Below are 12,335 nucleotides of genomic sequence, written 5' to 3'. Positions count from 1 at the left end.
TCTTCTATATACGCAAAATGGAGAAGCCATGTCCTCCACAGCTTCTCCATCATTATACTGTTTTTTATACCGGTTTTTAAGCGGAAAGTGCTGGAAATACTTACAGTACCTTATATCCCTTCGATGTCAGGCAGATGCTGACCTCCCTCACATCGTCCGTGTGAAGCACCATAACCGGCTTGCCAGAATCACGATTGAAGGAGAGATACAGGTAATCCACATTGATATTGCTCTCTTCGAGGGAAATTAACAGACGGTTGAGTGCTCCGACCTCGTCATCCAGTTCGACGCCAAGCACCTCTGTCAGACGGCAGAGATAACCAGCTTCCGCCAGCACTTTCTCCGCGTGCTCTGGATTAGAAACAACCATACGGATAATACCGTACTCCGCACTGTCATTCGTGATCGAACCCCAGATGTTAATATTCTCCTTCTGAAGAAGGGATGTAATATTCTGTAAACGTCCTTTCTTATTCTCTGCAAAAATAGATACCTGACTCAGCATATGAACCTCCTACCGTTCTTTTCTTTTAATTTAACACTGTAAAGTGTTACGCTTTTATCTGTTAAACAGTATACTCATTTCCATTTCATCTGTCAATGCTTTTTCCGCTTCTTTTCCAATAAATCAGCGCATCTTCCGTCGGCCCGCTGTAATAATTCTTCCGAACCGCCTCTTTCTGAAAGCCATACGCCTCATACAGCGCAATCGCCGGGGCATTGGATGCACGCACCTCCAAGGTGATATCCTCGACGTTTTCTTCCTCTGCTTCCCTTAACAGCCGTTCCATCAGAAGCCGCCCATAGCCGCGCCCCCGGCACGCGCCGTGAACCGCGATCCGCATCAGCTCGCCTTCCCCGGCAATGACGCGGAAATTGCTGTAGCCACGGACGGTTTCATCCTCTTTCAGCACCCAGGTTTTATCCCAGCTGCTCGTCAGCAGATCCTGTAAAAGCTTCTCCGACCATGCATCCGAAAAGCATTCCAGTTCCAGTGCCCGGACAGCAGGAAGATCCCCCGGCTGAAAATCCACTATCTGAACACGAAGCTCTTTTTGCGTTCCCGTTCCTGCCGCCATTATTTCTTCTCCACGACCACAATACCGGCTGCCAGCTTATCCATCTCGCCCTGGCGCTCTGCGACCTCGCGCTCGCGCTCCGCCTGCGATTTCCGCAGATAATCCGGCTTGTGCTCGGCTGCCGTCTCGGTCTTTCCCTCTGCCAGATACACTGCGCCAAGCGCTGCCACCGCCGAAGCTCGCTGACGGCTCGCCTGTGCCGGTGCAAACGAATACGGCACCTTCATCTCTTCCTCGATCACCACCCGGTTGACCGGCACACCGTCCCCCAGGAAAATCACGCGCTCGCCGCGCTCATTTAACTCGGCAATCAACGCATGGATATCCGTAATGTACTGTTCTTTCACAATCTCGAACTTCTCTTCATACCGATAGAGTCCCGTGTACACCTGCTGCCGTCTCGCATCCAGCATCGGGCAGATGAGCGCCGAAGCCCCGTACAGACAATATCCCATCGCATCCATCGTCGGCACATGGATCAGCGGCTTCCCAAGCGCCAGTCCCAGTCCTTTCGCTGTCGCAGAGCCAATCCGAAGCCCCGTAAAAGAGCCCGGACCGCCGGATACTGCGATTGCATCGATGCTTTCCAACGGCACCTCCAGCATTTTCACAATCTCATCAATCATCGGAAGAAGTGTCTGCGAATGCGTTTTTTTCAGATTCACCGTATATTCCGCCGTGATCACATCATCCGTAACAATAGCAACCGATGCCACCAGGGATGCGCTTTCGATTCCCAAAATTCTCATTTTCTCTTTCCTCCTGTCGCCGGCTACTGCTCGTTTACTGAAATTTTCCGGTAATCAAAGCCCTTTTCCAGATCCTTTTCAATCGTGATCTGGATCGGATGTTCCGGCAGGATCTCGCGGATGCGCTCCGACCATTCGATCAGGCAGATACCCTCGCCGTAGAAATAGTCCTCATAGCCAATCTCATCCATCTCGTCCACATCGCCGAGACGATATACATCAAAATGGTAAAGCGGCAGGCGCCCATCGTCGTACTCCTGCACGATCGTGAAAGTCGGGCTGTTGACCGGTTCCTGAATTCCAAGTCCCGCGGCAAACCCCTGCGTAAAAACCGTCTTTCCTACGCCCAGATCACCATTCAAACAATACACCTGCCCTGCCTGCGCTTCCATTCCAAGCTTTTTTCCAAACGCATACGTCTCTTCCGGGCTGTTTGTTTCTATCATCATGCTCGAATTCCTCTTCTCTTTTCCTGCGGCAGATTTCTTGTAAGCATACTGAGAAAAATCTGCTCCTCCGAACCTCTGAACACGCGCTTCGGCATCAGGTACGCCTTGTCTCGACCCAGGTAAAGCACATATATTCCCGCGATCTTTTTCACTTTTACCAGCTTATCCCAGCTGATCTCACCCTTGCCGTTCGCCTGGCGGGCACGGATGCCCTCGTCTCCAATGTGAAATACAATCTCAGCTCCCGTTTTCGCATCCCGGGCGGTGCGCTCTGCCTGTTTCCAGATTGCAAAAATCTGAAAGCCTGTCAAGGCAATCACTCCCAGAATCACCAGATTCGTCACCTGCGTTCCCAGACGTTCCTCGCTGGCTGCCGCTGCAATAATAACGAGCACCGTCAGTATGATGCATCCGATTCCACGCAGTCCCGCCCAGAAATTGTACATCGAATAAATAAAAATCTCTTTTGGCTGTATTTTTACACGTAAGTCCATTTTATCTTCTCCCTAATTTTCTATGCCTTATCCGCCGCCCCATTCCAGTCGGCGGTCCTGCATCCTATAACCAACGGCTGAATCTGCCGCAGCTTACTTCGTCTCCCGGATTTTCATCGTCAGCGAAATGCGCTTTTTCGCCACATCAACCGCCAGCACCTTGACCTCCACGATGTCCCCGACGCTGACCGCCTCCAGCGGATGCTTAATATAGCGGTCTGTCATCTGGGACACGTGAACCAGACCATCCTGATGCACGCCGATATCCACAAACGCGCCGAAATCAATGACATTCCGCACAGTTCCTTTTAAAATCATACCCGGCTTCAAATCCTTGATTTCCAGCACATCCGTGCGGAGAATCGGCTTCGGCATCTCCTCACGCGGGTCGCGCGCCGGTTTTTCCAACTCGCTCACGATATCAAGTAAGGTCGGCTCGCCGATCGAAAGCTCTTTTGCCAGCTTTGCCGTATCCGCGATCTCATTGCGGATATTGCGGATGCCGCCCGCCGCGATCTCCTTCGGATCATGTCCAAGCTGCTTTAAAAGTGCCTCCGCTGCTTTATAGCTCTCCGGGTGCACACTCGTCGCATCGAGAGGATTCTTGCCGCCCTGAATCCGCATAAATCCGGCGCACTGTTCATACGCCTTCGGTCCCAGCTTCGCCACCTTCAAAAGCTCACGGCGCGTTGAAAATGCGCCATTCTCCTCCCGGTATGCCACGATATTTTTCGCGATCGTCTTGTTAATGCCGGAAATATAGGCGAGCAGCGGCGCCGATGCCGTATTCAGATCCACGCCGACCTTATTTACGCACGTTTCCACCACGCCCTGCAGCGCCTCGCTTAAATTTTTCTGGTTCATATCATGCTGGTACTGGCCGACTCCAATGGATTTCGGATCAATTTTTACCAGCTCCGCCAGCGGATCCTGCAGGCGTCTCGCGATCGATGCCGCACTTCTCTGTCCGACGTCAAACTGCGGAAATTCCTCCGTCGCCAGCTTACTCGCCGAATAAACCGACGCGCCCGCCTCATTGACGATGACATACTGGACTTTCTCCGGAATTTCTTTTAAGAGTTCCACGATGATCTGCTCAGATTCTCGGCTTGCCGTACCATTCCCCACTGAGATTAGGGAAATGCCGTACTTGCGGATCAGCTTTTTCACGATCTCCTTCGACTCTTCCACGCGGTTCTGCGGCGCAGTCGGGTAAATGACCGTCGTATCGAGCACTTTTCCCGTCTCATCCACAACTGCCAGCTTGCAGCCCGTCCGAAATGCCGGATCCCAGCCGAGCACCACGCATCCTGCGATCGGCGGCTGCATCAGGAGCTGTTCCAGGTTCTTGCCAAATACCTGAATCGCGCCGTTCTCTGCCGTTTCTGTCAGCCCCGCGCGGATCTCGCGCTCGATCGCCGGTCCGATCAGGCGGCGGTAGCTGTCCAGAATCACTTCTTCCATCACGCGCGCCGCATCCCCATCCGGGCGGATAATCAGCTGTTTCTCCATATACCGGACAATCTGCTCCTCCGGCGCTATAAGCTTCACGCTCAGAATCTTCTCTTTCTCACCGCGGTTGATCGCCAGCACACGGTGTCCCGCCAGCTTTTTGACTGGTTCGGAAAAATGATAATACATCTCGTACACCGACTGTATCTTCTCATCCTTTGCGGATGCCTCCAAAAGACCGTCCTGCATCGTCTTTTTACGTGCGTAGTTGCGGTATTTTGCCATCTCGCTGATCTGCTCAGCCAGAATATCACGCGCGCCGTCTATTGCCTCTGAAACATCTGCAACACCCTTTTCTTCCGACACATACTTCGCCGCCTCCGCCTCCAGGCTGCCGCCCGCTTCCTGCTTGTAAATCCAGACTGCTAACGGTTCCAGCCCTTTCTCACGGGCAATTCCGGCACGGGTGCGCCGTTTCGGGCGGTACGGAAGATAAAGATCTTCCACCGCAACCAGCGTCGCCGCATCGCGGATCTGTTTCTCCAGCGCCGGAGTCAGCTTCTCCTGGGCGCGGATCGCACCGATCACCTGCTCCTTTTTATCCTCCAGATTCCGAAGATAGCGCAGTCGCTCATCTAGCTGGCGCAGCACCTCATCATTCAGGGAACCGGTCGCCTCCTTGCGGTAGCGCGCGATGAACGGGATCGTGTTTCCCTCATCGATCAGCTTTACCGCCGCTTCGACCTGATTTCTCCCTATCTGAAGCTCTTCTTTCAATGCCTGTATAATATCCATGCAAAAACTCTCCTTCAATATCAATACGCTGTTTAATCATACCATTCCAGCGCATATTTCGCAAGTCAATGCCTAACTGGACAAGCGGCTTTATTCATGATACACTTTTATCGGATTCAATCCGCCAGATGGGCATAGATTTTGTTTTGCCCTATTCAGCGGCTGTCTCTAATTTTCAGAAAAGGATGTAGCTGTTTTCTTTTTTCACAGTTATGAAAGGATTAGATATACGATGAGTTATTACGATGAAACACCTTCTCCGAAGGAACATTCAGATACAAATGAAACCCGGCGCAATCGTTCGCGCCGCTATGCCACGATGTCAATGATGTGCGGCATCTTCGCATTTTTCTCCCTGTTTTTGAGTTTTTCCGCCGCGATTCTGCTCGGAATGTCGGCGAATGTACTGTTTGTCCTATCCAAGGAGGAAGGACAGCCGCGGCGCGGCAGCGCAGTGGTCGGGCTGATACTGGGAGTTATGTCTACCATCTTTGGAGTAGTTGAGTTTTTCTGTCTGATCCAGGTGTACCATATGATTACGGATCCGCAATATGCGCCGTTTTTTGATCAGGCAATGGAGTTGTATGAGAGTTTGATTGGTCCGTTACAATAAAATGATTGGCAAGGGGACCTTTTTCTGTGTATTTCTTGCGTTAAAAAGCACACCGCGTCATGAATGACTTTGGCGTGCTTTTTACTTTATATCCTATTTTGTATAGCGAATCGTCTGGCGGATATCTTCCTCGAATGCCGCTGCCAGTTTCCGGAAGCGTGCTTCGGTCATTTCTCCGGTTATGACCGCAAATTCGTCCATCTCCGGGAGTTCGATGGTTTCTGCTTCACCGAAGGCTGCACGCACATCGGCAAGTTTGTCGGCTGATTTGCCTGCCAGTCGGAGGAAGTAGCTGAAGGTTACTTCGCCCATCGGTGCAACTGGCTGTTTTTCGTCGGTCCAGCCGGTCGGGATGTTGTCTTCCATGTGTCCGGCGATCTCTACGATGTCGCTGACGACTGCGCTGGCGGTCGGGAGTTTTCCGGCGCCGCTGCCGTAGAACATGACGGTTCCAAGTGTATTGCCGCGAACCATGACTGCATTGTATACGTCATTGACTGCAAAGAGCGGATGATCCGGTCCGATCATCATCGGGCATACATAGACGCTGGCTTTATTGCCTTCCATGCGGCTAGTTCCAAACAGTTTAATCGAGGTTCCCAGCTTTGCCGCATATTTGAAATCAGTATCGGTAATCTTTGTGATGCCCTCGGTCGGCACATCTTCGTAATTTACTTCTTTTCCAGTTGCCAGTGAGGTAAGAATCGTGATCTTGCGGCAGGTATCGTAGCCTTCTACGTCTGCCTCCGGGTTGCGCTCTGCATATCCGAGTTCCTGCGCTTTCTTCAGGGCTTCCTCAAAGGTCTGACCTTCTCTTGCCATCTTGGTAAGGATGTAATTGGTTGTACCGTTTAAGATACCGCTGATTTCCTCGATCTTCTCGCCTGCAAGAGACTGGGTCAGCGGACGCAGAAGCGGGATGCCGCCGCCTACGCTGGCTTCAAAGAGGAAGTTTAAGTTCTTCTCGCGTGCAATCGCCAGAAGCTCGGTGCCGTGTGCCGCTACAAGTGCCTTGTTGGAGGTCACAACGTGCTTACCGGCTAACAGGCACGCTTTTGCAAACTTGTATGCCGGATTGACGCCGCCCATCGCCTCCACAACAATCTCTACTTCTTCGTCTTTTTCAATGATCTCAAAATCATGAACAATCTGCGCTTCGTGCGGATCACCCGGAAATTCACGCAGATCCAGAATATATTTTACTGCAATCTCTTTGCCGGTTTTTTCTGTGATTTTGTCTTTGTTGGTTTCTAATACTTCTACGACTCCGGAACCAATTGTTCCATAGCCCATCACTGCTACCTGAATCATAATCTTTACTCCCTGGCTATAATTTTTACGTTGTGTACTCCCGAATTTTCTTCCATCTCTTCGACCATATGCGATATATTTCCGGTATCCGAACGGACTTCCACGCTGAGTGTCAGCGTCGCCACATTGTTGACCGGAATACTCTGATGAATCGTCAGAATATTTGCCTTGTAAATCGCTATGATATGAAGAAGATCCGATAAAAGTCCCTGTTCATCATCCATCTGCAGCACCATGGTAATCGTTTTGCCCTTGGCGTTGTCGTAAAATGGAAAAATATCGTCCTTATACTTATAAAAGGAACTCCGGCTGATCCCAAGCTGGTCGGTCGCCTCCTGAATCGTCATCGCCTTTTCCGACGCAATGAGCTTCTTCGCTTCCGCCACCTTCAAAAGGACTTCCGGCACTGCTTTCTGCTTTAACAGATAATACTTTGTCTTTTCTTCCATTCCATCTCCGCTTATGTACGCACCAGAAATACATTTGTGTTTACCAGGAAGATATTATCACATTTATTGACACTCTGCAATCTATTTTTTTCATAATAATCGAATTGTATCTGTAAAAAAACAGCCTGAACTGACGGCACTCGACAGAGTGTTTTCTTCTCTGTCAAACTTTTGTGCCGCCAATCCAGGCTGATTTATCTTCTTTTACGCCTCTTCTGTCTTCTGGTTTTTCAGGCTGATCCACTTTAAATACGCACTGATAAACAGATCAATATCTCCATCCATCACCGCGTTCACATTGCCATTTTCAGCGTTCGTCCGGTGATCCTTGACGAGCGTGTACGGCTGCATAACGTAGGAACGGATCTGGTTTCCGAAGTTGATGTCCTTGACATCGCCGCGGATGTCGGACAACTTCTCGGCATTCTCCTGTTGTTTGAGCAGGTACAGCTTTGCCTTTAACATCTGCATCGCCTTGTCCTTGTTCTGGAACTGGGAACGCTCATTCTGGCACTGTACGACGATACCGGTCGGCAGATGCGTGATACGGATCGCGGAGGACGTCTTGTTGATATGCTGTCCACCGGCACCACTCGAGCGATAGGTATCGATCCGCAGATCGTCCGGATTAATCTCCACATCCAGATCTTCTTCAATATCCGGCATGACATCACAGGAAACGAACGAAGTCTGACGCTTGCCAGCCGCGTTGAACGGGGAAATACGGACCAGACGATGGACACCTTTCTCCGATTTCAGGTAGCCGTAGGCATTTTCGCCGTTGACCTGCAGTGTGATGGACTTAAGTCCCGCCTCGTCGCCATCCAGGAAATCAAGCACCTCGGTCGTAAAGCCCTTTTTGTCCGCCCAGCGCTGGTACATACGATACAGCATACTGCACCAGTCCATCGCCTCGGTACCACCCGCGCCCGCGTTCAGCTTGAGGATCGCGTTGCAGCCGTCGTACTCGCCGGACAGGAGTGTCTTTGTGCGGAGTTCTTCCAGCTCTTTGACGAACTCATCTAACATCTCCTGAATCTCCGGAATCATCGCCGGGTCATTTTCCTCATAGCCCATCTCAATCATGACCTGGATATCCTCATACTGCTGTTCAAGGTGCTTGTAGCCATCCACGGTATCTTTGAGATTTTTCGCCTCACGGACCGTCTTGGTCGAGCGCTCCGGATCATCCCAGAAGCCCGGTTCTTCCATTGATTTGTCAAGCTCCGTGATGCGGCGCTCCTTATTTTCCAGATCCAGGGAATCCTTGACCTCTTTCAGCGTCTCATCGTAGGTTGATAATGTATACTTAAACTGATCTAATTCAACCATGCTCTCACCTTCTCCATTCTCATCTATCTGCTGCCATTTTCCTCAACGGTTCAGCATTCTTTCAGTTATATTTTGTTACGGATCACACACATATAGACCGTAACTCTTTTTTATATTTGGAAAAATTCCCGGAACCAGGTATTTCGCCATAGTTTCGGGAATTTTCTGCACAGACTGCTGTAAAATCACGGCAACCTGCCTTCTTTCATCTATTAATTCTTCGCGTACAGCTTCCGTCCACAACACTGTTTGTACTTCTTGCCGGAACCGCATGGGCACGGATCGTTCGGGTAAATCTTCTTCTCCTCACGCTTCTTCGGTGCCTGCACGGTGCTGTCGTCACGGTTGGTTCCCGTTACCTTGGCAGCCGGTTCACGCTCGACCTTCTGCTCTGCACGGATGTGGAACAGAATACGGACGGTATCCTCACGGATCGCTGCCGTCATGCTGTCGAACATCTCATAGCCGCTCATCTTATACTCAACCAGCGGGTCTCTCTGACCATATGCCTGCAGACCGATGCCTTCGCGCAGCTGATCCATATCGTCGATATGAGCCATCCACTTTGCATCAACCACTTTCAGAAGGATCACGCGCTCCATCTCGCGTACCTGTTCCGCGCTTGTAAACTCTGCCTCGCGTGTCTCATAAAGCTTCGTTGCTGCCTCTTTGAGCATATGTTTCAGCTCATTTTTCTTCATATGCTGCTGATCTTCCGTCAGCTGAATCGGCTCTAACGGGATAACCGGAAGCAGCAGGGAATTTAACTCGGACAGATCCCACTCAGCCGGTTCCTGCTCATCAGAGATGGACATATCTACGGCGTTTTCTACGATATCCGTGATCATCTTCATGATAACGGAACGCATATTCTCGCCATCCAGTACACGGCGGCGCTCTGCGTAGATTGCCTCACGCTGCTCGTTCATAACCTCGTCGTATTTTAACAGGTTCTCGCGGATACCGTAGTTGTTGGTCTCAATCTTCATCTGTGCCTTCTCAATCGCCTTGGAAAGCATCTTGTGCTCGATCTGCTCATTCTCCGGTACGCCCATGGCGTTGAACATATTCATCAGACGCTCTGAACCGAAGAGACGCATCAGGTCATCCTCCAGGGACAGGTAGAAACGTGATTCACCCGGATCGCCCTGACGTCCGGCACGACCGCGCAGCTGGTTATCAATACGTCTGGACTCATGACGCTCTGTACCGATAATCTTTAAGCCGCCCAGTTCTCTGGAAATCTCATCCAGCTTAATATCCGTACCACGACCTGCCATATTAGTCGCGATCGTAACGGCACCATGGATACCTGCATCTGCTACGATCTCAGCCTCCAGCTCATGGAACTTCGCATTTAATACCTTATGCGGAATGCCGCGTCTTGTCAGCATCTTGCTCAGAAGCTCGGAAGTCTCGATCGTAATGGTACCAACCAGAACCGGCTGTCCCTTTTCATGGGCTGCTGCCACTTCCTCGACAACCGCATGGAATTTCTCTTTTTTCGTCTTATAAACCGCATCCTCGTAATCAATACGCTGTACCGGGCGGTTCGTCGGGATGGAGATAACGTCCATCTGGTAAATGTTACGGAACTCCTTCTCCTCGGTCTGTGCCGTACCGGTCATACCTGCTTTCTTATTGAACTTATTAAAGAAGTTCTGGAACGTAATGGTAGCCAGCGTGCGGCTCTCACGGCGCACATGTACGTGCTCCTTCGCCTCAATCGCCTGATGGAGACCATCGGAATAACGGCGTCCCGGCATGATACGTCCGGTAAACTCATCGACGATCAGAACCTCGTCATCTTTTACCACGTAGTCCTTATCGCGGAACATCAGGTAGTTGGCACGCAGTGCCAGGATGATGTTGTGCTGGATCTCCAGGTTCTCCGGATCCGCCAGGTTCTCGATGTGGAAGAAATCTTCAACCTTCTTCACACCAGCCTCGGTCAGGTTGACTACTTTATCTTTCTCATTGACTACGAAATCGCCTGTCTCCTCGATCTCCTCGCCCATGATGGCTGCCATCTTGGAAAATTCTGCTGATTCCTCGCCCTTTTCCAACTGACGTGCCAGAATATCGCACACCTCATAGAGCTTCGTGGACTTGCCGCTCTGTCCGGAAATGATAAGCGGGGTTCTCGCCTCATCGATCAGGACGGAATCGACCTCATCGATGATCGCATAGTCCAGATTCCGCATAACCATCTGCTCTTTGTAGATCGCCATGTTGTCACGCAGGTAATCGAAACCAAGCTCATTGTTGGTAACGTAGGTAATATCACAGTTGTAAGCTTCCCGGCGCTCGTCGGAATTCATTGAATTTAAAACCACGCCGACCGTCAGACCGAGGAATCTGTGAACCTCGCCCATCCACTCTGCATCTCGTTTTGCCAGATAGTCGTTGACGGTAACGATGAATACACCCTTTCCAGCCAGCGCATTTAAGTACGCCGGTGCGGTGGAAACCAAGGTTTTACCCTCACCAGTACGCATCTCTGCGATACGTCCCTGATGCAGGACGATACCACCAATCAGCTGAACCGGGTAATGCTCCATATTTAATACCCGTCTCGCCGCCTCACGCACGGTTGCAAATGCCTCCGGCAGGAGGTCGTCCAGCGTCTCGCCGTTTGCAAGGCGCTCTTTGAACTTGCGCGTATTGTCGCGCAGTTCGTCATCCGATAAGGCAACCATCTGCTCGCGCATACCTAAAATCTTATCCACAATCGGGCGGATCAGCTTCAGCTCGCGTTCGCTGTGGGTACCAAACACTTTCTCTATCAGATTCATGCTTTTCTCTCCTATTTCTTGCTTTCTCATTCTTTTTTCGTTTTTATAGCTCAATGTATGATATGTTTTAGATCGAAAAGATCGTATAGGTATAGTTATACAATCTTATTTATTCTAACACTAACAGGGATTTTATTCAATGATTTCATGATTTTTTTACATTTATTCTGCGCACACGCCCGGCTGAGATAAGCCGAACCTGCCGTACCCGGAAAATCCCAGCCATAAAACAAGACCCTCCATACACGAACAAAGGAACCTACTGTAAAACGCTGCCTCCCTGCCTATCCAGGTAAAACGTTTTTTCTTCTGCCAGCCCGCCAACTTTATGGTAAACCAGACAAGTTGCACAAAATATATGTTCGACTTTCTTGTTGTCCACATTATCCACATTTTGTCCCCAGTTTTGTGGATAAGTTTTGCACACCCATTTTTTCCCTTTTTTAGGGAAAATGGAGTTTTGCACCGACTTATCCACATTATCCACAATTTCCGTCTGTTCACGAAGCACCCATTTTCCCCGGCGCATTTTGATTTCTTTTTTGTTCAGATCTCATAAACTTGCATATTTCTTCCAAAAATACAAGCAGATCTATTGACAAATGAAGAACCCTCGCATTGCCTCCAAACCCCCGTTTTTTCTAGCTTTTTCGGCCTTTTTCTGTTGCAAAAACACACCCATTCTGCCCTATCCTGCAAGACTCTTTTTTCATATTTCATTGTCCGCCGCACAAACCGCGCGCAAATCCCTTATAAAACAACAGCAATTCGTGAAAAATCAAACGACACAGTATTTCGACCTGTTTTTCAATTAATT

At 50.1% G+C, this 12,335-nt stretch carries 12 protein-coding genes; 1 reads left to right on the top strand and 11 read right to left on the bottom strand.

All coding sequences use genetic code 11. The features are described 5' to 3' along the window. Positions 1 to 100: 100 nt before the first annotated feature. From DWY89_RS07935 to DWY89_RS07910, 6 genes are all read right to left on the bottom strand, one after another. Positions 101 to 505 (bottom strand): ACT domain protein, encoded by a 405-nt coding sequence (locus DWY89_RS07935; protein WP_022360619.1) that lies wholly within the window; start codon positions 503 to 505, stop codon positions 101 to 103. Between the two features lie 85 nt (positions 506 to 590). Further along, the gene (rimI, locus tag DWY89_RS07930) at positions 591 to 1,079 is read right to left on the bottom strand and encodes a ribosomal protein S18-alanine N-acetyltransferase (protein ID WP_118523305.1); all 489 of its coding nucleotides are present in this window, start codon (positions 1,077 to 1,079) and stop codon (positions 591 to 593) included. Next, complete coding sequence (gene tsaB / locus DWY89_RS07925; RefSeq protein ID WP_118523306.1) at positions 1,079 to 1,828, bottom strand: tRNA (adenosine(37)-N6)-threonylcarbamoyltransferase complex dimerization subunit type 1 TsaB; 750 nt, start codon at positions 1,826 to 1,828, stop codon at positions 1,079 to 1,081. Before tsaB ends, rimI begins: the two co-directional genes overlap by 1 nt. 23 nt (positions 1,829 to 1,851) lie before the next feature. Then, positions 1,852 to 2,277: a tRNA (adenosine(37)-N6)-threonylcarbamoyltransferase complex ATPase subunit type 1 TsaE gene (tsaE, locus tag DWY89_RS07920; protein WP_022360622.1), complete on the bottom strand. Its 426-nt coding sequence runs from the start codon at positions 2,275 to 2,277 to the stop codon at positions 1,852 to 1,854. Next, positions 2,274 to 2,771 carry a YcxB family protein gene (locus DWY89_RS07915; protein ID WP_107001377.1) on the bottom strand — a complete coding sequence of 166 codons (498 nt, stop codon included), beginning with the start codon at positions 2,769 to 2,771 and terminating at the stop codon, positions 2,274 to 2,276. Before DWY89_RS07915 ends, tsaE begins: the two co-directional genes overlap by 4 nt. Positions 2,772 to 2,864: 93 nt before the next feature. Then, positions 2,865 to 5,018 (bottom strand): Tex family protein, encoded by a 2,154-nt coding sequence (locus tag DWY89_RS07910; protein WP_118524574.1) that lies wholly within the window; start codon positions 5,016 to 5,018, stop codon positions 2,865 to 2,867. A gap of 232 nt (positions 5,019 to 5,250) precedes the next feature. Here DWY89_RS07910 and DWY89_RS07905 point away from each other — a divergent pair, with 232 nt between their 5' ends. Further along, positions 5,251 to 5,631 carry a hypothetical protein gene (locus DWY89_RS07905; RefSeq protein WP_118492426.1) on the top strand — a complete coding sequence of 127 codons (381 nt, stop codon included), beginning with the start codon at positions 5,251 to 5,253 and terminating at the stop codon, positions 5,629 to 5,631. A gap of 93 nt (positions 5,632 to 5,724) precedes the next feature. Here DWY89_RS07905 and DWY89_RS07900 read toward each other — a convergent pair whose 3' ends face one another. The 5 genes from DWY89_RS07900 to DWY89_RS07880 all read right to left on the bottom strand — a co-directional run bounded on the left by DWY89_RS07900 (position 5,725) and on the right by DWY89_RS07880 (position 12,029). Then, on the bottom strand, positions 5,725 to 6,942 hold the full coding sequence (locus DWY89_RS07900) for a homoserine dehydrogenase (RefSeq protein WP_118523307.1): 1,218 nt from the start codon (positions 6,940 to 6,942) through the stop codon (positions 5,725 to 5,727). 5 nt (positions 6,943 to 6,947) lie between these two features. Beyond that, entirely contained in the window at positions 6,948 to 7,391 is a 444-nt protein-coding gene (locus tag DWY89_RS07895) for an ACT domain-containing protein (RefSeq protein WP_118523308.1), read from the bottom strand. A gap of 204 nt (positions 7,392 to 7,595) precedes the next feature. After that, positions 7,596 to 8,723, bottom strand: coding sequence for a peptide chain release factor 2 (gene prfB, locus DWY89_RS07890; protein WP_117796089.1), 1,128 nt, complete (start codon positions 8,721 to 8,723; stop codon positions 7,596 to 7,598). Positions 8,724 to 8,935: 212 nt separating this feature from the next. Continuing rightward, a complete protein-coding gene (gene secA, locus DWY89_RS07885) occupies positions 8,936 to 11,518 on the bottom strand; it encodes a preprotein translocase subunit SecA (protein WP_022360628.1) in 2,583 nt (860 codons plus the stop codon). Positions 11,519 to 11,777: 259 nt separating this feature from the next. After that, a complete protein-coding gene (locus DWY89_RS07880) occupies positions 11,778 to 12,029 on the bottom strand; it encodes a hypothetical protein (protein WP_147352787.1) in 252 nt (83 codons plus the stop codon). Positions 12,030 to 12,335 lie beyond the last annotated feature (306 nt).

Source organism: Clostridium sp. AF27-5AA, from assembly GCF_003478415.1.
Taxonomy (GTDB): Bacteria; Bacillota; Clostridia; order Lachnospirales; family Lachnospiraceae; genus Otoolea; species Otoolea fessa.
The sequence above is the reverse complement of the archived record's forward strand: the minus strand, read 5'-3'. Positions and strand labels throughout refer to the sequence as shown.